Genomic DNA, 24,937 nt, shown 5'->3' with positions numbered 1-24,937 from the left:
GACAGCCGTATACGCCATCCAAAAAAGATAACAGGAGCTCGGCCCATGAATGCGTCAGTGTCCCCGCCAAACGCCACCCGCCATTGTCGGATCGCCATCGTCGGCAGCGGCTTCTCCGGTCTCGGCATGGCCATCCGCCTCAAGCAGCGCGGCGAAACGGACTTCCTGATCTTCGAGAAGGAGGCCGGCGTCGGCGGCACCTGGCGTGTCAACAACTACCCGGGCTGCGCCTGCGACGTGCAGTCCCACCTGTACTCCTTCTCCTTCGAGCCGAACCCGAAGTGGACGCGGATGTTCGCCCGCCAGCCGGAGATCCAGAGCTACCTGGAAGGCTGCTGGAACAAGTACCGCCTGCAGGAACAGACCCTACTGAACACCGAGATCGTCCGCATGCGCTGGGACGACGCCGAGGAGCTCTGGCACCTGGAGGACGCCCAAGGTAACCAGTACAGCGCGCAGTTCGTGGTATCCGGCATGGGCGCCCTGTCCACCCCGTCGATTCCCAAGCTGAAGGGCCTGGAGAACTTCAAGGGCACCCAGTTCCACTCCCAGCAGTGGAACCACGACTACGACCTGAGCGGCAAGCGGGTGGCGGTGATCGGTACCGGCGCCTCGGCGATCCAGTTCGTGCCGCAGATCCAGAAGCAGGTAGCCCGCCTCGACCTCTACCAGCGCACCGCCCCCTGGATCATGCCCAAGCCGGACCGCCGCATCAGCGAGAAGGAGCGCGCCCGCTTCCACCACTTCCCGCTGTTCCAGAAGCTCTGGCGCGGGCTGATCTACACCCTGCTGGAAAGCCGGGTGTTGGCCTTCGCGTTCGCCCCGCAGGTGCTCAAGCTGGCCCAGAACTACAGCAAGTGGTACATCCGCAAACAGATCCCGGATGAGGCCCTGCGCGCCAAGGTCACCCCTGACTACGTGATGGGCTGCAAGCGCGTGCTGCTCTCCAACGACTACTACCCGGCGCTCGCCCAGCCAAACGTCGAGGTAATCACCGACGGCATCCAGGAAGTCCGCGAGCACAGCATCGTCACCGCCGACGGCACCGAGCGGGAGATCGACGCGATCATCTTCGGCACCGGCTTCATGCCCACCGACCCGATTCCCCGCGGGGTGATCTTCGGCCGCGGCGGCGTCGATCTGATCGACACCTGGCCGGAAGGTCCGGAGGCCTACAAGGGCACCATGACCGCCGGCTTCCCCAACCTGTTCTTCCTGATGGGACCGAACACCGGTCTCGGTCACAACTCCATGGTCTACATGATCGAGTCGCAGATCCACTACGTGCTGGGCGCGCTCGACCTGCTCGCGGAGCGCGACCTGTGCAGCCTGGAGGTCAAGCGCGAGGTGCAGGACAGATTCAACCGCCGGCTGCTCGGCAAGCTCGACACCACGGTGTGGAACGCCGGTGGCTGCAAGAGCTGGTACCTGCACCCAGTGAGCGGCCGCAACTGCACCATCTGGCCCGGCTTCACCTGGCACTTCCGCATGCTGACCCGCCATTTCGACCCGGCGGCCTACCATTTCAGCCGACGGCATGCCGTCCACCCCGCCCAGAGCCATGCCATCGCCAGGGAGGCCACTGCATGAAATCCTTCGAGAACAAGGTCGCCGCAATCACTGGCGCCGGCTCCGGCATCGGCCGCGCCCTCGCCTACCGCCTGGCCCGTCAGGGCTGCCACCTGGCCCTCGCCGACGTCAACGCCGAGGGCTTGGCGGAAACCGCCGCGCAGGCGCGCCAGCTGGGGGTGACCGTCACCGAGGCGCAGGTGGACGTCGCCGACCGCGCTGCGGTGCATGCCTGGGCCGAGCAGGTGGTGCGCGACCACGGCCGGGTCAACGCCATCTTCAACAATGCCGGGGTGGCCCAGAGCGGCACCGTGGAAGGCAACGACTACGCCGACTACGAGTGGATCATGGGCATCAACTTCTGGGGCGTGGTGCACGGCACCAAGGCCTTCCTGCCGCACCTCAAGGCCAGCGGCGAAGGCCACATCGTCAACATCTCCAGCGTGTTCGGGCTGTTCTCCCAGCCGGGAATGAGCTCCTACAACGCCACCAAGTTCGCCGTGCGCGGCTTCACCGAGTCGCTGCGCCAGGAGCTGGACATGCTCGACTGTGGGGTGTCGGCCAGCTGCGTGCATCCCGGCGGGATCAAGACCAACATCGCCAGGACCGCGCGGATGAACGACAGCCTGGCGCAGGTCACCGGCCAGGATCCGGAGCAGGCCCGCCGGCAGTTCCACGAGCAACTGCTGCGCACCAGCCCGGACCGCGCCGCCGAGGTGATCATCAATGGCGTGCTGCGCAACAAGCGGCGCATCCTGATCGGCCCCGACGCCTGGCTGCTGGACGGCATGCAGCGCCTGATGCCGGCCCTCTACCAGCGCCTGGTGGTCACCTCCATGCGCCTGGCCGCGCGCTTCGCGCCGAAGAAGCCGGCCACCCAAGTCAGCACTGACTAGCCGCGGCGGCCAGCCACCAGTGGCGTGGCTGCGCGGACAAGGAGCGGACCGAGCGAGCCGGGGTCTCTTCATGGACCCCGGCGCTCTCGCTCCGGCACTCGATGCTGAACAGCGCGCCGCTGTTCAGCAGCAGGGTGAACAGCCCCGTCACCAGGGGCGCGGTGGAAAAGGCCTGGTAGTGGCGCTGACCGGCCCAGCGCCCCTCGATCCGCCAGAGCTCCTCGGCGCTGAGTTCCACCGCGAAGTCCAGGCAGCCCTGCATGCTGCGCACGGGGGCCACCAGCTGCAGCAGGAGGCGACCCACTTCATCCGAACGCCCGGCTCGGGCGCGTACCCATGCCACGTGGCTGACCGTCATGCTTGGTGTCCTCCAGTAGGTGTTCGACCCGGGAAAAGCTACGGCCTGATCGACCGGCAGCGTTAGCCGATTTCTGGAGGATTCTTGCCTGATCCTGCATGAGCGCCGCAGGTCGGGAAGCCTTGCCGGGAAGCGTATTAGCCGCGGAATCTTCGTCCTTGCCTGATTCTGGCGAATACTTGCCTGATTCTGCGCAGCTGACCGAAGCATGCAGACTTGCCCGAAACCCCGGGGGTAAGCTTGCCGCACCGCATTCGAGGACGCCGCCATGATCCGACCTGCCGACGACCTGCGGCCGCGCCAGGAAGAACTGGTCGCCCTGCTGCACCGCCTGACCCACGAGGAGGGCGTCCGGCCCACCATCATCGAGGGGCTCTTTGTGGTCCGCTGCAACCAGCCCACACCGCCGATGCCGGGCATCTACCAGCCGAGCCTGTGCGTGATCGCCCAGGGCCGCAAGGAAATCCGGGTGGGCGATGCCACCTTCCTCTACGACTCGCTCCACTACCTGGTGGCTTCGGTGACCCTGCCAGTCGCCGGACAGGTGATCGAGGCCTCGCCGGAACGCCCCTACCTGAGCATGCGCCTGGACTTCGCACCGGCGCAGATCAGCCGCCTGATCGCCGAGGCCGGTCCCTTCGCGGTGGACGGCGAGGGCAGCGAGTGCGGCCTGACCATCACCCGCCTCGACGCTGCGTTGCTGGATGCGCTGATCCGCCTGGTCGGCCTGCTGGAGACGCCGCGAGACATCCCCTTCCTCGCCCCCATGATCCAGCGGGAGATCCTCTACCGGGTGATGAACGGCCCCCAGGGGCGCATCCTCCAGGCCATCGCCGCCGCCGACAGTCAGGACCACCGCATCGCCCGGGCCATCGAGTGGCTCAACGAGAACTTTCACCGGCCGCTGCGCATCGAGGAGCTGGCCCGCACGGTGAACCTCAGCCCTTCCACCCTGCACCACCGCTTCAAGGCGGTCACCGCGCTCAGCCCGCTGCAGTATCAGAAGCAGCTGCGCCTGCAGGAGGCCCGCCGGCTGATGGTCACCGAAGGCCTGGAGGCTGCGGCGGCCAGCTACCGGGTCGGTTACGAGAGTCCCTCGCAGTTCAGCCGCGAATACAGCCGGCTGTTCGGCGCCCCGCCGCTGCGCGACCTGGGCCGCCTGCGGCCCAGCGTGCGGAACATCCTGACCAGGTAGCGCGGTAGCGCGCGGCGCCGGCATTCGGAAATCCGAACGCGCCAGGCTGGAATATTCGGCAGACCGGACGCAGCCGTCCCGAAGCTCATCGCAAAATCCTAAAAAATCCCTTTAATTTCAATCACTTGATCAAAAAGAAAGGGGCTGGCACGCAACCTGCTCTTCTCCTGGCCGAATGCCCTCGGCGCGTGGCGGCCTGCCGCGCCCGGGGCAGACCACGAAAACAACAAGCCGAGGACAAGATCCATGCGCATCGCTCCCCAGTTCCTGGCCGCCGCCGTGGCCGCCGCCCTGCTGTCCAGCAGCGCCATCGCCGAGGAACTCACCGGCACCCTGAAGAAGATCAAGGAAACCGGCACCATCACCCTGGGCCACCGCGACGCTTCCATTCCCTTCTCCTATCTCGGCGCCGAGCCGGGCAAGCCAGTCGGCTACGCCCACGACCTGCAGCTGAAGGTGGTCGAGGCCATCAAGACCGAGCTGGGCCTGCCGGAGCTGAAGGTCCGCTACAACCTGGTCACCTCGCAGACCCGCATTCCGCTGGTGCAGAACGGCACCGTGGACTTGGAGTGCGGCTCCACCACCAACAACCTGGAGCGCCAGCGCCAGGTGGACTTCTCGGTGGGCATCTTCGAGGTCGGCACCCGCCTGCTGACCCGCAAGACCTCCGGCATCCGGGACTTCGCCGACCTCAAGGGCAAGAACGTGGTGACCACCGCCGGCACCACCTCCGAGCGTCTGCTCAAGGCGATGAATGCCGAGAAGCGCATGGGCATGAACATCATCTCCGCCAAGGACCACGGCGAATCCTTCCTGATGCTGGAGTCCAACCGCGCGGTGGCCTTCATGATGGACGACGCCCTGCTCTACGGGGAAATGGCCAAGGCCAAGAACCCGGACGACTGGGTGGTGGTCGGCGAGCCGCAGTCCTATGAGATCTACGGCTGCATGCTGCGCAAGGGCGACCCGGCCTTCAAGCAGCTGGTGGACAAGGCCCTGAGCGCCACCTTCGCCTCCGGGGAAATCAACGAGATCTACGCCCGCTGGTTCCAGAACCCCATCCCGCCGAAGGGGCTGAACCTCAAGTTCCCGATGAGCGACGAGCTGAAGAAGCTGATCGCCAACCCAACCGACAAGTCCGCGGAAGAGATCTGACCGGAGAATCGGCCAGGGCACCCTCTCCCGCTGGCGGGAGAGGGTCGGGATGAGGGTGGGGATCACGCCCCCTCATCCTTGGCCTCGCTCCCTCGGGAGAAGGGTTGCCCGGACCGACCTCGTGCAATCTCCGAATCGACCGCTCTCCTTCCGAACCAAGCAAGAGAACTCCCTGATGAACTACAACTGGGACTGGGGCGTATTCTTCAGGTCTACCGGGATCGGCGAGGAAACCTACCTGGACTGGTTCGTCGCCGGCCTGGGCTGGACCATCGCCGTCGCCCTGGCGGGCTGGATCATCGCCCTACTGCTGGGCACGCTGCTCGGCATTCTGCGCACCGTGCCGAACCGCTGGCTTGCCGGCATCGCCACCTGCTACGTGGAAATCTTCCGCAACGTGCCGCTGCTGGTGCAGCTGTTCCTCTGGTACTTCCTGGTGCCCGACCTGCTGCCCGAGCCGCTGGAGCTCTGGTTCAAGCAGGACCTGTCGCCGGCCACCTCTGCCTACCTGTCGGTAGTGGTGTGCCTCGGCTTGTTCACCGCTGCGCGGGTCTGCGAGCAGGTACGCACCGGCATCCAGGCCCTGCCCAGAGGGCAGTTGGCTGCCGGCCACGCGCTGGGTTTCCGCCTGCCGCAGATCTACAAGGACATCCTCCTGCCGCAGGCCTTCCGCATCATCATCCCGCCGCTGACCAGCGAGTTCCTGAACATCTTCAAGAACTCCTCGGTGGCCTCGCTGATCGGCCTCATGGAGCTGCTGGCGCAGACCAAGCAGGCCGCCGAGTTCACCGCCAACCTGTTCGAGGCCTTCACCCTGGCCACCCTGATCTACTTCACCCTGAACATGGGCCTGATGCTGCTCATGCGCCTGGTGGAGAAGAAGGTGGCGGTGCCAGGCCTGATCGCCGTGGGAGGCAAGTGATGGACTTCAGCGCGATCCTCCCGGCCCTGCCGGGACTCTGGGAAGGCATGCTCACCACTCTGCAGCTGATGCTGCTGGGCGTGCTCGGCGGCGTGCTGCTCGGCACCCTGCTGGCGGTCATGCGCCTGTCGCACAACCGCCTGCTGGCCAACCTGGCCGCCACCTACGTCAATTACTTCCGCTCTATCCCGCTGCTGCTGGTGATCACCTGGTTCTACTTCGCGGTGCCCTTCCTGCTCCGCGCGATCACCGGCGAGGACACCCCAGTAGGGGCCTTCACCTCCTGCGTGGTGGCCTTCCTGATGTTCGAGGCAGCCTACTTCTGCGAGATCGTCCGCGCCGGCATCCAGTCGATTCCCAAGGGCCAGATGGGCGCCGCCCAGGCACTCGGCATGACCCACGGGCAATGCATGCGGCTGATCATCCTGCCCCAGGCGTTCCGCAAGATGACCCCTCTGCTGCTGCAGCAGAGCATCATCCTGTTCCAGGACACCTCGCTGGTCTACGCCGTGGGCCTGATGGACTTTCTCAACGCCGCCCGCTCGCGCGGCGACATCATCGGCCAGCCCCATGAGTTTCTGATTTTCGCCGGCCTCGTGTACTTCACCGTCAGCTTCGCCGCCTCGCTGCTGGTCAAGCGTCTGCAAAAAAGGTTAGCCGTATGATTTCCATCCAGAACGTCTACAAGTGGTACGGGGACTTCCAGGTGCTCAGCAACTGCAGCACCGAGGTGAGCAAGGGCGAGGTGGTGGTGGTCTGCGGGCCATCCGGCTCCGGCAAGTCCACCCTGATCAAGTGCGTCAACGCCCTGGAGCCCTTCCAGCGGGGCGATATCGTGGTGGACGGCATCTCCCTCGCCGATCCGAAGACCAACCTGCCCAAGCTGCGCTCGCGGGTCGGCATGGTGTTCCAACACTTCGAGCTGTTCCCGCACCTCTCCATCACCGAGAACCTGACCATCGCGCAAATCAAGGTGCTCGGCCGCGGCAAGGACGAGGCCACCGAGAAGGGCCTGGCCCTGCTCGAGCGCGTCGGCCTCAAGGCCCATGCCCACAAGTACCCCGGCCAGCTCTCCGGCGGCCAGCAGCAGCGCGTGGCGATCGCCCGCGCGCTGGCCATGGACCCGGTGGTAATGCTCTTCGACGAGCCCACCTCGGCACTCGACCCGGAAATGGTCAACGAGGTGCTGGACGTCATGGTCCAGCTCGCCCAGGAAGGCATGACCATGATGTGCGTGACCCACGAGATGGGCTTCGCCCGCAAGGTGGCCGACCGGGTGATCTTCATGGACCAGGGGCAGATCGTCGAAGACTGCGCCAAGGAAGCTTTCTTCGGCGACCTCTCGGCGCGTTCCGAGCGCGCCCGCCAGTTCCTCGCCAAGATCCTCCAGCACTGAGCATCCGGCCCCTCTGCCGTTCGTCCGCGGCGGAGGGGCCGGCGGCAATCCGGCGCACCGGTCAACTGGTCAGCCCGAGACATCTGTGATGCAATCCCCGCCTTCCGACCTTCGTGCGCCGCTGCCCGTCCTGCCGACCATGAAGCCCCGCCTGATCCGCCGTCTGCTGCTGCCGCTGCCGATCCTCCTGCTGATGCTGACCTGCGGCTACGTGGCCGAACGCCTCAGCGAGCGGGCCGGGATCCGCGCCCTGGCAGAGAACGGCGCGCGCCAGCTGGAGCTGCACGCCCGCGCGCTGGAAAGCGAGATCAGCACCCACACCTACCTTCCCAGCCTTCTGGAGCTGGAAGGCGACGTCATCCGCCTGCTGCTGCAACCCACGCCCTATCGCCGCGAGCGGGTCAACCGCTACCTGGAAGGCCTCAACCAGCGCAGCGGCAGCCGCGCGATCTACGTGCTGGACCCCAGCGGCCGGGTGCTGGCCACCAGCAACTGGCAGGACGCCGACAGCTTCCAGGGCGAGGACCTGTCCTTCCGCGCCTACTTCCAGGATGCCATCGCCGGCCGCCCGGGGCGTTTCTATGGGATCGGCACCACCACCGGCGAGCCCGGCTACTACCTGGCCCACGGCCTGCGCCACGCGGGCCGGATCGTCGGCGTGGCGGTGGTCAAGATCCGCCTCGACCGGCTGGAGCGGCGCTGGGAGCGCGCCCGCCTGGACGCCTTCGTCAGTGACGAGAACGGCATCATCATCCTCTCCAGTGATCCGTCCCGCCGCCTCAGGTCGGTCCGCCCACTGGACGACGAGACCCGCAGCCGCCTGGCCGGCAGTCTGCAGTACCACTGGGTGCGCCTCGACGAGCTGCAGCCGCTGAACCGCCAGCCACTCAACCCGGGTGCCGAACTGCTCAGCCTGCCGGTCCGCAGCGCCAACGGCGAGGAACACCCGGTGCGCTACCTGGCGCAGAGCCAGCCGCTCCACGACAGCGCCTGGACCTTCACCCTGCTCACCCCGCTGCAGGACGTGCGCCGCGAGGCGATGAGCCACGGCATGCTGGCGGCGGCGGCCTTCGCTCTGCTGGCCATCCTGCTGATCGCCTGGAACGAACGGCGCAAGGTGATCGCCACCCGCCTGGCCGCCCGCGAGGCCCTGCAAGAGGCCAACAGCCAGCTGGAACGCAAGATCGCCGAGCGCACCGCCGACCTGCGCGCCAGCAACGAGCGGCTACGCGCGCAGATCCGCGAGCGCCGCCAGGCCGAGGAAACCCTGCGCAAGACCCAGGACGACCTGATCCAGGCCGGCAAGCTGGCGGTGATCGGGCAGATGTCCACCAGCATCGCCCACGAGCTCAACCAGCCTCTGGCCGCCCTGCGCACCCTGGCCGGCAACAGCGTGCGCTTCCTGCAGCGCGGCAACCTGGAGACCGCCAGCAGCAACCTGCAGACCATCAACGAGCTGGTCGACCGCATGGGGCGGATCACCGCCAGCCTGCGCGCCTTCGCCCGGCGCTCCGACGACACCGGCGAGGCGCAGCTGGGCAAGGCAGTGGATGCCGCCCTGTTCCTCCTCCAGCCGCGCCTGGAACGCACGCCGCTGACCATCCACCGCGACTTCGCCGAGGCCTGTCTGGCCATCGACCAGACCCGCCTGGAGCAGATCCTGGTCAACCTGATCGTCAACGCCATCGACGCCATGGCCACGCAACGCGACCGCCAGCTCTGGCTGGAGGGCCGCCTCGACGACCAGGGCCGCTACCGGCTCGGCGTGCGCGACAATGGCCCGGGTATCCCGCCGGCGCTGCGCAGCCACCTGTTCGAACCCTTCTTCACCACCAAGCCCGGCGAGCAGGGCCTGGGCCTCGGCCTGACCCTCTCCGCCAGCCTGGCCGCCGCGGCAGGCGGCAGCCTCAGCGTCCGTCACCCGGAGGAAGGCGGCACCGCCTTCGTGCTGATCCTGCCGGTCCTCGCCACAGCCCCCAACGAGACCGCCGCCGATGAATGAAGCGCTGACCGTACTGATCGTCGAGGACGACCCCCTGGTCCTACTGGGCTGCCAGCAGGCCCTGAGCCTGGAGGACATTCCCAGCATTGGCGTGGGCAGCGCCGAGGCCGCCCTGGAGCAGGTCGGCGAGGACTTCGCCGGCATCGTCATCAGTGACATCCGCCTGCCCGGCATCGACGGCCTGGAGCTGCTCGGCCGCCTCAAGGCCCGCGACCCCAGCCTACCGGTGGTGCTGATCACCGGCCACGGGGACATCTCCATGGCGGTCGGCGCCATGCGCGACGGCGCCTACGACTTCATCGAAAAGCCCTTCTCCCCCGAACGCCTGGTGGACGTGGTACGCCGCGCCCTGGAGCAGCGCGGCCTGGCCCGCGAAGTGTCCGCCCTGCGTCGCCAGTTGGCCGGCCGCCAGGCCCTGGAGCAGCGCCTGATCGGCCGCTCGCCGGCCATGCAGCAGCTGCGCGAGCTGATCGCCAACGTCGCCGACACCTCGGCCAACGTGCTGATCGAGGGCGAGACCGGCACCGGCAAGGAGCTGGTGGCGCGCTGCCTGCACGACTTCAGCCGGCGCCGCGACCGGCAGTTCGTCGCCCTCAACTGCGGCGGCCTGCCGGAAAACCTCTTCGAGAGCGAGATCTTCGGCCACGAGGCGCACGCCTTCACCGGCTCCAACAAGCGGCGCATCGGCAAGATCGAGCACGTCGACGGCGGCAGCCTGTTCCTCGACGAGATCGAGAGCATGCCCCTCAACCTGCAGATCAAGCTGCTGCGGGTGCTGCAGGAACACAGCCTGGAACGCCTGGGCTCCAACCAACCGATCCCGGTGGACTGCCGAGTGATCGCCGCCACCAAGGCCGATCTCGGCAAGCTGGGCAAGACCGGACAGTTCCGCAGCGACCTCTACTATCGCCTCAACGTAGTGACCCTGGAGCTGCCGCCGCTGCGCGAGCGCCGCGAGGACATCCCGCTGCTGTTCGAGCACTTCCTCCAGCAGTCCTCGCTGCGCTTCGACCGTCCCGCGCCGGAACTGGACCGCAACACCCTGTCCTGCCTGATGGCCCATGACTGGCCAGGCAACGTGCGCGAGCTGCGCAACGTGGCGGAACGCTTCGCCCTCGGCCTGCCGGTGTTCAAGAAGGGCGCGGCCAGCGCGGAAAGCGGCGGTCCCTCCTTCGCCGAAGCAGTGGAGGCCTTCGAGCGCAGCCTGCTGGCCGACGCCCTGGAGCGCCACGGCGGCAACCTCAGCCAGGCCGCCCAGGCCCTGGGCATGGCCAAGACCACGCTGTTCGACAAGGTGAAGAAGTATGGGCTGTAGCGTCCGGCGCTAGTCCGGCCGCGACGCGTCGTCGCGCGGCTGTAGCCTGGCCGGCTCCTCACCCTGGCGGTTGCGACGCAACTGCTCTTCCAGAAGCGGCAGCTCTCGGGCACGCGGGTCGGACGTCAGGCTGCTGGGCGGGCGGTTGTCGAGCAGCGGCGGATGGCTAGGGAAAATCCCCCGCGGCACCTGGTAGGGGGCGGGCTGGACGTAGGGCGCCGGGGTCGGGTTTCCCGGCGTGCCCGGCTCCGCGCCCAGGGCCGGCAGACCGGCCAGGGCGAGGGTCAGCGCCAGGGCTGGGCTCTTCATCGCGTTCTCCCGCAGGCTGTGCCTGCAGCTTAGGCCACGCGACCCGACGGGAACGCCCCGGCGGTCAGCGCAGCAACGGGGTGTTCAGCACCTTGGAGGGGCCGCCGATCAGGCTCTCGCTGAGCGTCACGAAGTCCTTGGTACTGACCTTGTCCAGGCGCATCAGGGCGCGGGCCACGTCGTCCAGGGAGTAACGCTTGTCGCTGCGCTGGCGGATTTCCCGGTCCAATTCCTGGAGGAGCAGGACGGCGCGGGCGGTGACCGGGCCGGTGGACCGCTCGGTGCGCAGGCTGGTGACCTTGCGGCTCCACTTGGCCAGCGACTTGCGCACCTGCTGGTAGCGGCCCTCGGTCATCCCGCCGGCGCGGCGCAGCAGCTCGATGGCGTAGTACTCGGCCAGGCCTTCGGTGATCCAGTCGCTGCGGTCGGTGTCACGGATGCCGCTGAACACGTGGACCAGCTCGTGGACCAGCGAGCTGGTGCCGTTCTCGCTGACCAGCGGGCGTGCGGCGTGCATGAACAGCGAGTTGGGACCGGACAGCCCACCGCGCCACATCGGATCGCCTGCAGCGACCACCAACAGCTTGGCCGGGTCGCGAGGGAACACCGCCTGAGCCTCCGGCCAGACGAAGGTCAGCAGGGTCAGTATGTCCATGCGGCGCACCCCCTCGCCCACTGGCGCGGCCACAGTCACGTCGGTCTCGCCCAGGCGGGCACGCCGGGTACCCAGTTCGCCGGCGAGGATCCAGCCGGTAGGGCGGTCGAAGACCCGCGTCGGGTTGTCGATGCGAAAGCGGTTCTTGCCGATCCGCGGCCAGCCGGTCTCCACGCTCTTCCAGCCCTTGGGCAGCTCGAACTGCAGGCGGGCGACCAGCTCGATCCCCGGTACCTCGTCCACCTGGGCGCTGGGCACCAGGTCGTCGCCCCGCATCAGGGCCCACTTGTCGGTCATCCGCGCATCGTAGCTGCCGGATTCGCGCAGGTGGCTGACCCGCACCCGGTAGCGCAGGGTGCGCTTGCCCTCGCCGGGCAGCCAGGTGCCGTAACGGCCCTCCTCTTCCAGGCTCCACTCGCCGTCAGCCTGGAAATCGCTGTAGTAGCCCTTGTCGCCCAGATTGAAGCGCAGTCTGCGCAGCGCGTCGCCGCGCTCCAGGGTCAGGCTCACTTCGGCCTGGTCGCTTTCCGGCAGGAAACGCACCAGATAGTCGAGATCGACTTTCTTGCCGGCCGCCCCCGCCGGCGTGCAGAGCGCAGCGGCAAGGGCGAGGGGCAACAGGGTACGGAAGGCTTTCACGCTGACGGCTCCTTGAGATCGGTGGACAGTCCATCGCCCGCCGCGCGGCGGGACGGACCATGATGCCAGAGGCGCTTGGACAATGGAGGATGCGGCGAGTTTAGCGAGTCGCGCTGGGGAGTCTGCCAGTCAGGAACTTCCGCGCCCCTCAGCCAGCGCGGAAGATCATGTAGTCCTCCCAGTCGTCCTCGCTCACCGCATTCTCGCTGAGCATGCGGCCGGCCTGGGAGATGCCGGCCTTGTGCACCGCCTGCGGGTCGCCGCAGACCAGCGGGTGCCAGGGCGGCAGATCCAGCCCCTCGGCGACCAGGCGGTAGGCGCAGGTCGGCGGCAACCAGCGGAACTCGCTGGCCTGTCCGGGGGTGAGCTGGATGCAATCGGGGACGAACTGCCGGCGGTTCGGGTAGTCGCGGCAGCGGCAGGTCTCCAGGTCGAGCAGCTTGCAGGCGATGCGCGTGTAGTAGACGCTGCCGTCGTCCTCGTCCTCGTCCTCGAGCTTCTGCAGGCAGCACAGGCCGCAGCCATCGCACAGGGACTCCCACTCGTCGTGGTCGAGTTCGGCGAGCGTCTTGCGTTTCCAGAAGGGTTCGACTTTGGCGGCCATGGGCATGCGTGGAGCTGGCTAAAAGGCCGCGAGTCTAGCGCTCCCGGCGCCCTGGGCCAAGGACCGCAGGGCGGACGACTGCCTCAGTAGCCGCGGGCGAAGTCCACCTCGCCGCGCAGCGCCTCGCCTGCCTGGTAGCGGGCCAGGTTGTCGAGGAACAGCCGGGCCATCAGCGGTGGCTGGGTAGGCGCTGCGCTGTGCCCGGTGAGCAGCAGGCCGTAGGCGATCCAGAACGGATGGCGCGGGGGCAGCGGCTCCTGGCGGCAGACGTCGATCACCGCACCGGCCAGATGGCCGTCCTTGAGCGCCGCCACCAGGTCAGCATCGACCACCGCGCTACCACGCCCGGCGTTGATGAACAGCGCGCTGGGGCGGAAGCGAGCGAACAGCGCGGCATCGTAGATGTCCTGAGTCTCCGGGGTGTCCGGCAGCAGATTGATCACGTAGTCCGCCTCGCCCACCAGGCGGCCCAGCGCCTCCAGCCCGGCCACCTCGCGGAACGGCTCCAGGGGCCGCGGCCGGCGGGCGATGCCGTACAGCTCAAGACCAAAGGGTGCCAGGAAGCGGGCCACGCTCTGGCCGATGTCGCCGCAGCCGACGATCAGCGCCCGGCGTCCGGCCAGGCTGTGCGGCAGGCGGCCGTTCCACTGGCGCAGGGCCTGGCTGGTCAGCCGCGCCAGCACCTCGCGTTCGTGGGCCAGCAGGTAGGTGAGCACGTACTCGGCCATCACCTGACCGAAGATGCCCACGGCACGGGTCAGCCGGTAGTCGCGCGGCAGCCCGGCGGCCAGCAGCGGGGTGATTCCTGCCCAGGTGGATTGCGCCCAGATGGGCTTGCAGCCACGACGCAGCAGGTGGACCAGCAGGTCCGGCTGGCCGAGCCAGATCGGACAGTCGGCAGCCAGGGCGGCCAGCTCCACGGGGTCGGCGCTGCCACGCAGCTCCAGGCTTGGCTCGGCCGCGCGGAGCAGTTCGGCGTAGCGGGAATGGTCGTGTTCGGCGATCAGGATGGACATGAAGGGACTTCGTGCCCGGCCGGCAGGCCGGGCCAGGTTGGGGTCAGACCGGGTCGTTGCGGCTCAGCAGCTCGTCCGGCAGGTGCTGGATGTAGTCGTCCTCCGGCGGCGGCATCTGCAGGTGGAAGCCCTGCTTGTCGAGGTTCTCCAGCACCTGTTTGATGTCCTCCCGGGCCAGCTTGCGCTGCGGGGTGAGGACCAGGTCGAAGACGTGCTGGGGCGGGCCGAACACGCTGAGCAGCGCCTCCGGCACCCTGCTCAGGGCGTCGGCCTTGAGCACGTAGAGGTACATCTCGTTCTTGCGCGGACTCTTGTAGATCGAGCAGATACGTTTCATGCCTGTTCTCCCGGCGTCTGGCCGGCCAAGGTGTCGAGCAGCGCCTGCCCCATGAGTTCGCGACGCCAGCCGCGCAGCGAGTCGGGTAGCCGGTAGGGGCCGGCGGGAAAACCGCTTTTCAGCAGGCTTTCCAGGGTCTTCTTGCGCAGCATCAGCTCCGGCGCCATGTCGAGCCGCTCGGCCTCGCGCTGGCCGACCGCACGGAGCTTCTTGAGCAGCCCGGAGGCTTCCGGCGGCAACGGCTCAGGCAGCGGCTCGGGCCATTCGCCGGGCGGCAGCGCGGCAGCCTCGGCGATCAGCCGGAGGATGAGCTCGCCGTCCTGGCGCACGGTGCGCGGGTGCATGTCGTCGATGCGCGCCAGGCTGTTCAGGTTGTCCGGCTGGAAGCGCGCCAGAGGCCACAGGGAGTTCTCCCGCAGCACCCGGTTGCGAGGTTGATTGCGCGCCCGTGCCTCGCGCTCGCGCCAGGCGCAGAGGGCGCGCAGCACGGCAAGCTGCTGACGGGACAGCTTCCAAGCCAGCTTGGCCTCCTTGTAGGCCTCCTCGGGAGGAGTGACGCGGCGCTGGCTGGCCAGCAACTCCTCGCCGTCCTCCAGCAGCCAGGCATTCTTCTCCGCCGACAGTTTCGGCAGCAGGGCCTTGTAGACCTCGGCCAGGTGCAGCACGTCCTCGGCGGCGTAGCTGAGCTGGGTGGCACTCAGCGGGCGCTGCAGCCAGTCGGAGCGGGTCTCGCCCTTGGGCAACTCGATGCCGAGCAGCTCCTGTACCAGCCGCGAGTAGCCCATGGAGAAGCCCAGGTTCAGGTAGGCGGCGGCCAGCTGGGTGTCGAACAGCGGCGACGGCAGACTGCCGGTCAACCGGGCGAAGACCTCGAGGTCCTCGCTGCAGGCGTGCAGCACCTTGACCACCGCCGGGTTCTCCAGCAGCCGGGCCAAGGGCGTCCAGTCGCCGATCAGCAGCGGATCGATCAGCCAGGCGCGACTGCCGTCGCCGACCTGCACCAGGCCGGCCTGGGGATAGAAGGTGTCGACCCGCACGAACTCGGTGTCCAGCGCCACGAAGGGCAGCTGCTGCCACTCGGTGCAGCGCTGTGCCAGGCTGGCGTCGTCGCGGATCCAGTTGATTTCGATAGCCACGGGGCTCTCCTTTGCGAAGGCGCGCAGTATATCCACCCTGGTGATGAACGGATATTCGCGGTTGCCCGCAGTTGCGCGCAGTCACTATGCTGCCGGCGGTTGTCCGACAAATAACGAAGCATAAGAGAATGCCATGCAAAAGATTCTCGGACTGGCCTGCGTGCTGCTCATCGCCGGTGCCGCCTACCTAGCCGTCACCCCCAGCCCCATCGACCCCCTCCCCTGGGACGCCCCCGCGGCCCCGCCGCTGACCGGCGTGCTGGAGCCCAACGATACCCTGATGAAGGCCGAGCTGCTCGCCCAGGGCCAGATCCACGGTCCGGAGGACACCGCGGTGGACGCCCAGGGACGGGTCTACGCCGGCCTGCACGACGGCCGGGTGGTGCGCATCGGCACGGACGGTCGGGTGGAGACTTTCGCGGACACCGGTGGCCGGCCGCTGGGCATGGACTTCGACGCCCAGGGCAACCTGATCGTCGCCGACGCTTACAAGGGCCTGCTGAGCATCGACCCACAGGGCCGGATCGCGGTGCTCACCACGGAGGCCGACGGCGTGCCGTTCCGCTTCACCGACGACCTGGACATCGCCAGCGACGGGCGCATCTACTTCACCGACGCCTCGGCCAAGTTCCGGCAGCCAGACTACCTGCTCGACCTGCTGGAGGCCCGCCCCCACGGCCGTCTGCTGCGCTACGACCCGGCCAGCGGGAAGACCGAGACGCTGCTTGGCGATCTCTACTTCGCCAACGGCGTGGCGCTGTCCCAAAACGAGGACTTCGTGCTGGTCAACGAGACCTACCGCTACCGCATCCAGCGCTACTGGCTGAAGGGCGCGAAGGCCGGCAGCCACGAGGTCTTCATCGACAACCTGCCGGGCCTGCCGGACAACCTGCAGGGCGACCGCGCAGGGACCTTCTGGGTGGCCCTGCCCAGCCCACGCAAGGCCAACGCCGACTTCCTGCACCGGCATCCCTGGCTGAAGGCGCAGCTCGCCAAGCTGCCGCGCGCGCTCTGGCCGAAGGCGACGCCCTATGGTCTGGTCATCGCCCTCGACGAGAACGGCCGGATCATCCGCAGCCTGCATGACACCAGCGGCGCACACCTGCGCATGGTCACCTCGGTGAAGCCGGTGGGCGACTACCTGTACCTGGGCAGTCTGGACAACGACCGGATCGGCCGCCTAAAGATCAACTGAGGAACGTGCCCGGCAGGCGGTGGCCGCCGGGCCTGACTGCAGGCCGTCAGCGCAGCTGTTCGGCGGCCAGCGGGGTGTCGCCGGTGGCCGGCTCGCCTGCCGGCTGATCGAACAGCGCCTCCATGCGCCGGCGAGTCTCGGCCATCAGCTCCTCCAACTGCTCGACGCCGTAGCCGCTGACGTCCAGCGGTTCGCCGACTCGCAGGCACACCGCCTGGCCGAGGTTGAACTGCCAGGTGCGCGCCGGCAGCACGCGGTGGATGCCGTTGATGACCACCGGAACGATCACCGCCTGGGTATCCAGGGCCAGGTGAAAGCAGCCCTTCTTGAAGGGCAACAGCCGGCCGTCCCGGGAGCGGGTGCCTTCCGGCGCGGCCCAGAGGACGATGCCGCTTTCCATCATTCTCTTGGCGATTTCCAGGTCCTTGAGCGCCTGCTCGCGGTTGTGGCGGTCCAGCGAGGGGAATTCGGCAAGGCGCATGGCCCGGCCGAAGAAGGGAATGCGGAACAGCTCCTTCTTGGTCAGCATGCGGATCGAGCCCGGCAGGGCGACGAAGGTGGCCGGGATGTCGTAATGGCTGCTGTGGTTGCACAGCAGCAGGTAGCGGCGGCCGTCGTTGAAGTCCGGCACCTGCCCTTCCACGCTCAGCCGCACGCGCACCAGGCGCAGCAGCAGGGACGACCAGCGCCGTGTATAGCTATCGATATCGCGGCGGCTCAGGCGGCCGAACAGGGCACGAAAGATGACCACCAGGCAGTAATAGAGGGTGACCGCGCAGGTTCCCAGTACCACGCCAATGCGGCGGGCCAGTGTCGCGCTTTCAGTAACGGGTTGCAGGCGCAGCATGGAAGCTCCATCTCTTTTTTCACGTCGCGGGTCTATGATGCCCACTCACTCGCTAACGATACAGGAGTTCGTCATGCCTCTCGCGCAACTGATCACCGCCGAGCAACTGGCTGCCCACCTCGCCGAACCCAGGCTGGTGATCCTCGACTGCCGCTTCGCCCTGGAGGACGTCGACTACGGCCAGCGCAGCCATGCCGAGGGACACCTGCCCGGCGCACGGTTCGCCGACCTGGAGCGCGACCTCTCCGGCCCCGTCGTCAAGGGCGTGACCGGCCGCCACCCGCTGCCCGATCCGGCCCGCCTGGTGGAGCGCCTCCGCGACTGGGGCATCGACGACGACAGCCAGATCGTCCTCTACGACGACGGCCCCGGCGCCTTCGCCGCCCGCGCCTGGTGGCTGCTGGCCTGGCTGGGCAAGCGCGATGGCGTCTATCTGCTCGACGGCGGCCTGAATGCCTGGCGCGCCGCCCAGCTGCCGCTCACCACTGAGCCGCCGGCCAGCCGTCGCGGCAGCTTCCAGGGCCAGCCGGACGAACGCCTGGTAGTAACGGCCGAACAACTGCGCCAGAGCCTCGACGAGCCCGGCCTGACCCTGTTGGACGCCCGCGCCCTGCCGCGCTTCCGCGGCGAGGTGGAGCCCATCGACCCGGTGGCCGGACACATCCCCGGGGCCCTCTGCGCAGCCTTCACCGATAACCTCGGCAGCGACGGTCGCTTCCTGCCCGCCGATCGCCTGCGCCAGCGCTTCGCCGAGCTGCTCGCCGGCCGCTCTCCTGAAGGTCTGGTGGCCTACTGCGGCTCGGGAGTCACCGCCTGCCACAACCTGTTCGCTCTCTGCCTCGCCGGCTACCCGCTGGCCCCGCTGTACGCCGGTTCCTGGAGCGAATGGATCACCGACCCTACCCGACCGGTGGCCACCGGCGGCTGACCGTTCCATGCCCCTCCCCTCACAGGAGAGAGATCCGGAGGGAGCTTCGCCGGATGCCAGCTGACAATCGCCCCGCCCTCTTTTCCCATCTCCCGAACGCGGGGGATGGGGCTGTTCGGACACCTGACCGGCACCAATCCTCCCTCTCCCCCGGGAAGGGCCGGGAGCGAGGAAGCTAGTCGGTCGTCTGCCGCAGCCCCACTGTCCAGCACATCCCCCCAGCCCCGCTACGGCCCTCGTCCTGCGCGAGCTCCAGCCCAACGTGTCAGGGTCTGTTAAGTACCAGCGGCTATATGGCTTATAACCACAAAGTTGCCATTGATTTAAAAACAAGCCTTTACAGCAGAAAGATCGCACTACACTTCAACGTGAGCGGCTAACCCCGCTTCCGGTGGGGCCTTTCCGAGAACACCAGAAGAAGCTGCCAAGCGCCCGGCCTCACCGGCATCTATTTCGCCGGAGGATGGTATGGGTATCGCCGCTAGTGAACTGTGCCAGCACGTCATCCGCCCTACCCTCCTCTACCTCGGCTGTCATTCGCCCAGCGCCGAAGCTCTGCTGCTCGGCATCGCCGCCACCCAGTCAGGCCTCGGCAGCGCCCTGGACGACGCCAAGGGCCACGGTCTCTACCGGATCGACGAAGTTCGCCACCGTCTACTCTGGGACAACCATCTGGCCCGGGATCCGGACCTGGCCAGCAAGGTGCGCGGCCTGGCCAGCCAGCATGCCTTCCTCGCCGCGCCGCATCTGGAGCTGACCGTAAACCTACGCTATGCCACCGCCATCGCCTGGCTACTGGTGCAGGTAGAGGAAACCCCGCTGCCCGCCGCCGATGACCTGCCGGGGCTGGCGCAGATCTGGCGACAGGTGTTCCGTCCCGACGGCCAGGTCCGCGAGTTCCTGCACGCCTGGCGGCACTGCGTGGGGCGTCTCAGTCATGCCGCCTGACTGGTCAGGCCAATTGGTCCGACAACCCGGGGAGCTGCGGCAGAATATCGCAAGATGCCATCACGTTCCCGAAAATTGTCCGACAATCCTCGAATAATCCGGACTGGAAAGCCGCCCGAAATGCTGTTAGCTTTCGCCCGTTTTCTGTTCCGGAGTAACAATAATGAAACAACAATGGCTGAAGACCACCCTCGCCCTTTCCATCGCTGCCATTTCCACCCACAGCCTGGCCAACGGCATCGCCATTAACGAACAGAGCGCCAGCGCCGCCGGCACCGCCTACGCCGGCCGCGCCTCCTCGGCCCTGGACGCCAGCACCATCTATGGCAACCCGGCGGGCCTCTCCAAACTCAAACGCAGAGAAGTGAGCGGCGGCCTGGCGGTAATCGACGCCAAGGTCGACATCGACCACGCCAACGGCGCTGCCCAAGGCACCAACAAGGGCGACTCCGTGCCCCTATCCGTGGTGCCCTTCGGCTATTTCTCCACCCCCGTGGACGATCGCCTCACCTTCGGCCTGGGCGTCTACGTGCCCTATGGCATCATCAACGACTACGAGAGCAGCTTCCAAGGTCGCTACCTGGGCAGCTACAGCAAGGTCCAGGTGATCACCGTGCAGCCCACCGTGAGCTACAAGATCACCGACCGCGTGTCCTTCGGCTTCGGCCCGACCATCAACCGCATCGACGGTCAGCTGAAGAACAATCTGAACAACGCCGGCGCCTTCGGCAGCGGCGACGCCACCCTGAACATCAAGGGGCACGACAGCGCCTTCGGCTTCAACGCCGGCATCATGGTGGACCTCACCGACGACACGACCTGGGGCCTGACCTACCACTCCAAGGTCACTTACAAGCTCAAGGGCGATACCAAGGTCAAGGGTGGCAACGGTCCCATCCTGGGCCTGGCCAACGGCAAGTACGACGCCGATTTGAGCATCACCCTGCCCGAGTCCGTCGACACCTCCATCACCCACAGGCTGAACGACCAGTGGACGCTGCACGCCGGCGCCACCTGGACCCGCTGGAGCCGCCTGGACACCCTGGAAGTGAAAAACTCCGGCATCCAGAACCCGCTGATCGCTGGCCAACTGGGCACCGTATCGGAAGAGCTCGACTGGCATGACACCTGGGCCTTCTCTCTGGGGGCCTCCTACCAGCTCAACCCGCAGTGGGTGCTGCGCACTGGTTTCGCCGTGGATGCCGCGCCGACCAGCAACGACAACCGCAACGTGCGCATCCCGGTGGGCAACCGCAAGGTCTTTGCTCTGGGCGCCGGCTGGTCGCCGAACGCCGACCTGACCATCGACGTCGCCTACGCCTACCTCTGGGAAAACGACGCCAAGGTCGACCAGCCCGGTCGTGAGCCGGCCCTCCCTGGCCTCCCGTCGCTGCAGCCGGGCTACCAGGCCAGCTACTCCAACAGTGCCCAGGGCCTGATGGCGCAGATGACCTACCGCTTCTGAGCCGTCCCGGCCAAAAGGAAAGCCCCACCTGCGTGGGGCTTTCTTCTTTAGGGCTGCCGATCTCCCCGTCTAGGGCCGGGATGCAATGGCCTGCTCGATGGCCGCGCGCAGCTGCTCGCTGTCCGGCTTGGTGCGACTGGAGAAGCTGGCCACCACCTTGCCCTGGCGATCGACCACATACTTGTAGAAGCTCCAGCGTGGCGGCCCACTCTGTTCGGCCAGCTCCCTGAACAGCGGGATCGCCCGGTCGCCGCTGACCGCCTGGGGCTCGGTCATGGTGAAGGTCACCCCGTAGTTGACGTAGCAGACCTCGGCGGTCTTCGCGCTGTCGGCATCCTCCTGGTGAAAGTCGTTGGAGGGCACCCCGAGCACCTCCAGCCCCTGCGCCCGATATTCCTGGTAGAGCGCCTCCAGCCCCTTGAACTGGGGGGCGAAGCCGCAGTAGCTGGCGGTATTGACCACCAGCAGGGGTTTGCCGGCGAAGCGTTCGCAGAGATCGATGCTGTCCTTGGCACGCAGCCTGGGCAATTCCCCCTGCAGCAGGACCGGACACTCGGCGGCCTGCGCCGTGCCGGTCAGGGCGGCGAGCAGCAGCACGGCACAGGATGGGATGGTCTTCATGGTGCAGCCTCTGTTCGGATGGATACAGGCACACGCTAGACCCGGAGCGCTCAGCCGGCAATCACCTGCCGGTCTGGCTCGGTCCCGCCGTCGCGGGACGCCGGCATTAACACTTTATTCATATTGTCCCACCCCAGAGTGCTGGCTAGTGTGAGCTGCGATCTCCCCCTATCGGGCAAACCGGACCCATCCCATGCGTACCCAGCTGTCGAATCTCCTCACCCTGTTCACCGCCCTTGCCCTTCCTCTCACCAGCCACGCCGAGGCCGTCGATCCGGAAGCCTACATCCTCAAGAACGGCCACCAGTTCACCAGCGTCGGCGCGGACGGCCACACGCAGCTCTATTCCAACACCATCAAGGTCGGCAAGGAGCAACTGGCCAGCCTGACCGCGCAGATCGCCAGCCTGCCCAAGCATGCCGACACCCTGCGCGCCTGCACCTTCCTGCGCGACCAGGTGAAGGCCGGCATTCTCCGCAATGGCGGCAAGCTGGACGACGTTCTGGTCGCCAACCATGGCTACGAAGGCCCCATCGTCGCCTGCACGCTGAGCTACGTGCCCAACGCCGGCGGCGACAAGCTGATCTACAGCAAGAACGGCGAGAAGGGCATCTACATGCTCTTCGTGGTGGAGTGAGCCCGCCTAGCCGACAGGCAGATCCACGCTGAAACAGGCTCCCCGGGTGGCATTGCGCACCTTCAGCTGGCCGCCCATCTGGCGGATGATCCCGTAGCTCACCGACAGCCCCAGGCCCGTCCCCTTGCCGACGGGCTTGGTGGTGAAGAAGGGATCGAAGATCCGCTCCAGCAGCTCCGGCTCGATGCCGCCGGCATTGTCCTCCACCTCGATGAGCACCCGGCCGTCGCGCAGGCCGGCACGTACCTGGATCCACGGCCGTAGCTCAGGCTCGCGCTCCTGGCGGGAGAGCAGCGCGTCCGAGGCATTGACCAGCAGATTGATCAGCACCTGCTCCAGTTGGTCCGCGTGGCCGAGAAGTTCCGGCAGTTCGCCTAGCTCCATGTCCAGCGCTATCCCCTTCTGCTGCAGTCGGTCGCAGAGCAGCCCCACCGCGCCTTCGACAGCTTCCTTAGGCTGGAAGTACTGGCGCTCGATCTCCGAGCGCCGGCCGAACACTCGCATGTGATCGACGATTCGCGCGGCTCGCTGGACCTGTCCCTCGATGCGGCCCAGTTTGGTCAACAGATAGTCGTCGGTCAGCTCGCCGTTCTCGACGCGCTTGAGCAGGTTCATCAGGGCCACCCGCATCACGTTGAGCGGCTGGCTGATCTCGTGGGCGATCCCCGTGGCCATGGTCCCCAGGGTGGCCATCTTGGCGCTCTGATAGAGCTGCTGGCGGGAACGGTGCAGCTCGGTATCGTCGCGGCCAACCGCCTGCACCTCGATCAGGAAGCCGTTCTCGTCGAACACCCCGCGTTCCGACCACAGCCACCAGGCATGTTCGTGACCTGGCAACTGCACGCGGATCTCCACCGTACTGAGTGGCTGCGCCGGGGTCATCGCGCTGAGGCGCTTGCGAAAGTCCTCGCACTGCTCCTCGGTCAGGAATTTCGACAGGTTCAGGGTGCCGATTGCCTCGTCCCCACAGCCCAGGTACCTGAGCAGGGGGCGGTTAGCGAAGGTCAGGGTGAGGTCCGGCCTGTAGCGGCAGATCATGCTGGGCGAGTCCTCCACCAGCAGACGGTAGCGCTCCTCGCTCTGCCGTACCCGCTCCGTCGCCTCACGGGTCTCGGTCACGTCCAGGCACAGGCCCACCGCCTCCAGCGGTTGCCCTTCGTCATCCCGCAGCAGCTTGGCTTCGTCGTGTATCCAGTGATAGCCGCCCAGACGGTCGCGAAGCCGGTAGTTGCACCCCACCTTGCCGTCGCGCAGCAGGCAGCGGGTACGCTCCAGGAAGATCTCCCGGTCCTCCTCGTGCACCAGGGAAAACACCGAGCGCTCGCGCAACTCTGGCAATGTCCAGCCCAGCACCGTCTCCAGGCTGGCGCTGACGAACTCCGGAGTCAGCGCCCCGTCTTTGTAGCGCTCCACGTAGATGATCGCCGGGGCGCGGTCCACCAGGTTCTCGAGACGGGAGATGGCCGCGGCGGCAAGGGCCTCATTGGTCTTGAAGTCGTCGATGTCGACGGCGAAACCGATGATCCGCCCGCGCTGCATCCGCCCGCCCAAGCGGAACCAGCGCCAGCCATCGCCGGAACGCAGGCGTAGGACCTGATCGAACATTCCGCCGTGGGCAACTGTGTCGGCCAGATGGACCCGGAACTCGTCGCGGTCGGCCGGATGCATCAGGCCCGGCATGTCCATGGGCTCGGCCGCTGTCCCGAACAGGCGATCCGCGAAGCCCGGTCCGAACAGGTAGCGATCCTCTGCGGGCAGATATTCCCACCAGCTGCTGTCGAGCAGCTCCTGCAGGCACTGGCTACGCTCTTCCTCCGCGCGATGCGCCTCGAGGCGCAGACGCTGGAGCCAGGGCATGGCCACCCCGGCCAGCAGGTACAGCCAGTCCTCGCCACTCAGTACCGGGATGGCGGACTCAGCATCCAGACAGACCAGCCAGGCCTGTACGCCGCCGCGCTCGCCGTAGGGTACCAGCCAGAGCGAGTCATTCCCCTGGCCCACCCGCTTGGGCGCGGCACAGTGACTGTCCAGCAGCGGCTGCAGCTCGGCTTCATCGGGGAGTGCCGCCCGAGTTCCAGGCCGCACGAAGCGACTGCACCGAGCCCAGCCTCCTCCACCCTGCGCCAGGAACAGGCCCGCCGCGGCAATTCCCAGACGCAGCACCAGCCCTTCGAGAAACTCCTCGAGGAGCCTCTCCACATCTTCAGTGCGCGCCTGCCACAGCCGGCTGCCCAGCCTGGTGGCATGGGCCAGCAACTGCAGGCGCTGCTCTCCGGCCCGTACCCGCTCGATCTGATCGCTGACATCCAGCAGACGGAGCGCCCAGCCATCGGACAGGCGCTCCAGCCAGCCGCGAGCGTACAGGCTGGCCCCCTTGGTCGTCCGAAAGGCCAGGTCGAGCACTTGGCCTTCGAACAGCGGAAGATCCTCCGCCGACCAAAGCGGAGGCTCTGCCAGCCAGTCGCGCAACTCACTTCCGAAGTTACTTTCACATGAAGGGGCGGATGCAGAAACTGAGTGCAACACAGTCATTGAATTGAAGCCGGAGCATCATGCCGCATAGCGATCGCTTTCTGCACGACCTCGCTCATGACTTCGATCGGGCACTTGTAGTCGAAGCGCTTGCGGGGGCGCATGTTCAATTGCAGGGCAATGGCATCCAGTTCCTCCTGGCTGTGTACCGACAGGTCCGTGCCCTTGGGCAGGTACTGGCGGATCAGTCCATTGATGTTCTCGTTGCTGCCGCGCTGCCAGGGGCTGTGCGGGTCGCAAAAGTAGATCGCCACCCCCGT

At 67.1% G+C, this 24,937-nt stretch carries 26 protein-coding genes; 14 read left to right on the top strand and 12 right to left on the bottom strand.

The genetic code is table 11. The features are described from left to right. The first annotated feature begins 45 nt into the window (after positions 1-45). On the top strand, positions 46-1,590 hold the full coding sequence (locus H165_RS0114265; protein WP_017939619.1) for a flavin-containing monooxygenase: 1,545 nt from the start codon (positions 46-48) through the stop codon (positions 1,588-1,590). Further along, on the top strand, positions 1,587-2,465 hold the full coding sequence (locus tag H165_RS0114260) for an SDR family NAD(P)-dependent oxidoreductase (protein ID WP_017939618.1): 879 nt from the start codon (positions 1,587-1,589) through the stop codon (positions 2,463-2,465). The genes H165_RS0114265 and H165_RS0114260 overlap by 4 nt, the downstream gene beginning before the upstream one ends. Here the strand turns inward: H165_RS0114260 and H165_RS18640 are convergent. Then, positions 2,452-2,823 (bottom strand): antibiotic biosynthesis monooxygenase, encoded by a 372-nt coding sequence (locus tag H165_RS18640; RefSeq protein ID WP_017939617.1) that lies wholly within the window; start codon positions 2,821-2,823, stop codon positions 2,452-2,454. The two genes, H165_RS0114260 and H165_RS18640, sit on opposite strands and share 14 nt — an antisense overlap. Before the next feature lie 268 nt (positions 2,824-3,091). On the opposite strand from H165_RS18640, the gene H165_RS0114250 reads away from it, so the two are divergent. Next, positions 3,092-4,018 carry an AraC family transcriptional regulator gene (locus H165_RS0114250; protein ID WP_017939616.1) on the top strand — a complete coding sequence of 309 codons (927 nt, stop codon included), beginning with the start codon at positions 3,092-3,094 and terminating at the stop codon, positions 4,016-4,018. Positions 4,019-4,116: 98 nt separating this feature from the next. Here H165_RS0114250 and H165_RS19625 read toward each other — a convergent pair whose 3' ends face one another. Next, a complete protein-coding gene (locus H165_RS19625; RefSeq protein ID WP_155943621.1) occupies positions 4,117-4,266 on the bottom strand; it encodes a hypothetical protein in 150 nt (49 codons plus the stop codon). On the opposite strand from H165_RS19625, the gene H165_RS0114240 reads away from it, so the two are divergent. From H165_RS0114240 to aauR, 6 genes are all read left to right on the top strand, one after another. After that, the gene (locus H165_RS0114240; protein ID WP_017939614.1) at positions 4,265-5,173 is read left to right on the top strand and encodes a glutamate/aspartate ABC transporter substrate-binding protein; all 909 of its coding nucleotides are present in this window, start codon (positions 4,265-4,267) and stop codon (positions 5,171-5,173) included. The genes H165_RS19625 and H165_RS0114240 overlap by 2 nt on opposite strands. Positions 5,174-5,348: 175 nt before the next feature. Then, a complete protein-coding gene (locus H165_RS0114235) occupies positions 5,349-6,095 on the top strand; it encodes an amino acid ABC transporter permease (protein WP_017939613.1) in 747 nt (248 codons plus the stop codon). After that, positions 6,092-6,760, top strand: coding sequence for an amino acid ABC transporter permease (locus H165_RS0114230; RefSeq protein ID WP_197020070.1), 669 nt, complete (start codon positions 6,092-6,094; stop codon positions 6,758-6,760). Before H165_RS0114235 ends, H165_RS0114230 begins: the two co-directional genes overlap by 4 nt. Continuing rightward, entirely contained in the window at positions 6,757-7,491 is a 735-nt protein-coding gene (locus H165_RS0114225; RefSeq protein ID WP_017939611.1) for an amino acid ABC transporter ATP-binding protein, read from the top strand. The genes H165_RS0114230 and H165_RS0114225 overlap by 4 nt, the downstream gene beginning before the upstream one ends. 88 nt (positions 7,492-7,579) lie before the next feature. Beyond that, on the top strand, positions 7,580-9,493 hold the full coding sequence (locus H165_RS0114220; protein ID WP_017939610.1) for a sensor histidine kinase: 1,914 nt from the start codon (positions 7,580-7,582) through the stop codon (positions 9,491-9,493). Beyond that, positions 9,486-10,808, top strand: a complete 1,323-nt coding sequence (gene aauR, locus H165_RS0114215; protein ID WP_017939609.1) for a two-component response regulator AauR — start codon at positions 9,486-9,488, stop codon at positions 10,806-10,808. Before H165_RS0114220 ends, aauR begins: the two co-directional genes overlap by 8 nt. Positions 10,809-10,817: 9 nt before the next feature. Here the strand turns inward: aauR and H165_RS18635 are convergent, their stop codons facing one another. From H165_RS18635 to rnd, 6 genes are all read right to left on the bottom strand, one after another. Beyond that, a complete protein-coding gene (locus tag H165_RS18635) occupies positions 10,818-11,117 on the bottom strand; it encodes a hypothetical protein (RefSeq protein WP_017939608.1) in 300 nt (99 codons plus the stop codon). 64 nt (positions 11,118-11,181) lie between these two features. Beyond that, on the bottom strand, positions 11,182-12,393 hold the full coding sequence (locus H165_RS0114205) for a M61 metallopeptidase family protein (RefSeq protein ID WP_051059509.1): 1,212 nt from the start codon (positions 12,391-12,393) through the stop codon (positions 11,182-11,184). A gap of 166 nt (positions 12,394-12,559) precedes the next feature. Then, positions 12,560-13,015 carry a YcgN family cysteine cluster protein gene (locus H165_RS0114200; protein WP_026146641.1) on the bottom strand — a complete coding sequence of 152 codons (456 nt, stop codon included), beginning with the start codon at positions 13,013-13,015 and terminating at the stop codon, positions 12,560-12,562. 83 nt (positions 13,016-13,098) lie between these two features. Then, a complete protein-coding gene (locus H165_RS0114195; RefSeq protein ID WP_017939605.1) occupies positions 13,099-14,031 on the bottom strand; it encodes a D-2-hydroxyacid dehydrogenase in 933 nt (310 codons plus the stop codon). Between the two features lie 43 nt (positions 14,032-14,074). Then, on the bottom strand, positions 14,075-14,368 hold the full coding sequence (locus H165_RS0114190; protein ID WP_017939604.1) for a YcgL domain-containing protein: 294 nt from the start codon (positions 14,366-14,368) through the stop codon (positions 14,075-14,077). Further along, the gene (gene rnd / locus H165_RS0114185) at positions 14,365-15,504 is read right to left on the bottom strand and encodes a ribonuclease D (protein WP_017939603.1); all 1,140 of its coding nucleotides are present in this window, start codon (positions 15,502-15,504) and stop codon (positions 14,365-14,367) included. The genes H165_RS0114190 and rnd overlap by 4 nt, the downstream gene beginning before the upstream one ends. 133 nt (positions 15,505-15,637) lie before the next feature. On the opposite strand from rnd, the gene H165_RS0114180 reads away from it, so the two are divergent. Further along, positions 15,638-16,699 (top strand): SMP-30/gluconolactonase/LRE family protein, encoded by a 1,062-nt coding sequence (locus H165_RS0114180; protein ID WP_017939602.1) that lies wholly within the window; start codon positions 15,638-15,640, stop codon positions 16,697-16,699. A 46-nt stretch (positions 16,700-16,745) separates the two neighbouring features. Here the strand turns inward: H165_RS0114180 and H165_RS0114175 are convergent, their stop codons facing one another. Beyond that, positions 16,746-17,546 (bottom strand): lysophospholipid acyltransferase family protein, encoded by an 801-nt coding sequence (locus tag H165_RS0114175; RefSeq protein ID WP_017939601.1) that lies wholly within the window; start codon positions 17,544-17,546, stop codon positions 16,746-16,748. A gap of 73 nt (positions 17,547-17,619) precedes the next feature. Here H165_RS0114175 and H165_RS0114170 point away from each other — a divergent pair, with 73 nt between their 5' ends. The 3 genes from H165_RS0114170 to H165_RS0114160 all read left to right on the top strand — a co-directional run bounded on the left by H165_RS0114170 (position 17,620) and on the right by H165_RS0114160 (position 20,887). After that, a complete protein-coding gene (locus H165_RS0114170; RefSeq protein WP_017939600.1) occupies positions 17,620-18,474 on the top strand; it encodes a sulfurtransferase in 855 nt (284 codons plus the stop codon). Between the two features lie 468 nt (positions 18,475-18,942). Next, positions 18,943-19,422, top strand: a complete 480-nt coding sequence (locus tag H165_RS0114165) for a hypothetical protein (protein WP_017939599.1) — start codon at positions 18,943-18,945, stop codon at positions 19,420-19,422. Between the two features lie 163 nt (positions 19,423-19,585). Continuing rightward, positions 19,586-20,887 (top strand): outer membrane protein transport protein, encoded by a 1,302-nt coding sequence (locus tag H165_RS0114160; RefSeq protein ID WP_017939598.1) that lies wholly within the window; start codon positions 19,586-19,588, stop codon positions 20,885-20,887. Positions 20,888-20,956: 69 nt separating this feature from the next. On the opposite strand, the gene H165_RS0114155 is transcribed toward H165_RS0114160, so the two are convergent. After that, positions 20,957-21,508 carry a glutathione peroxidase gene (locus tag H165_RS0114155; protein WP_017939597.1) on the bottom strand — a complete coding sequence of 184 codons (552 nt, stop codon included), beginning with the start codon at positions 21,506-21,508 and terminating at the stop codon, positions 20,957-20,959. A 193-nt stretch (positions 21,509-21,701) separates the two neighbouring features. Between H165_RS0114155 and H165_RS0114150 the strand changes: the two genes are divergently transcribed. Then, positions 21,702-22,145, top strand: coding sequence for a hypothetical protein (locus tag H165_RS0114150; RefSeq protein ID WP_017939596.1), 444 nt, complete (start codon positions 21,702-21,704; stop codon positions 22,143-22,145). 6 nt (positions 22,146-22,151) lie between these two features. Here H165_RS0114150 and H165_RS0114145 read toward each other — a convergent pair whose 3' ends face one another. Next, positions 22,152-24,614: a PAS domain-containing sensor histidine kinase gene (locus tag H165_RS0114145; RefSeq protein ID WP_017939595.1), complete on the bottom strand. Its 2,463-nt coding sequence runs from the start codon at positions 24,612-24,614 to the stop codon at positions 22,152-22,154. Between the two features lie 59 nt (positions 24,615-24,673). Beyond that, on the bottom strand, positions 24,674-24,937 hold a 264-nt coding region (locus H165_RS18630), incomplete at its 5' end, for an IS30 family transposase (RefSeq protein ID WP_017939594.1).

Origin of the sequence: Pseudomonas thermotolerans DSM 14292 (assembly GCF_000364625.1) — a bacterium.
Lineage (GTDB): Bacteria > Pseudomonadota > Gammaproteobacteria > Pseudomonadales > Pseudomonadaceae > Aquipseudomonas > Aquipseudomonas thermotolerans.
This window is presented reverse-complemented; position numbering and strand designations above follow the sequence as displayed.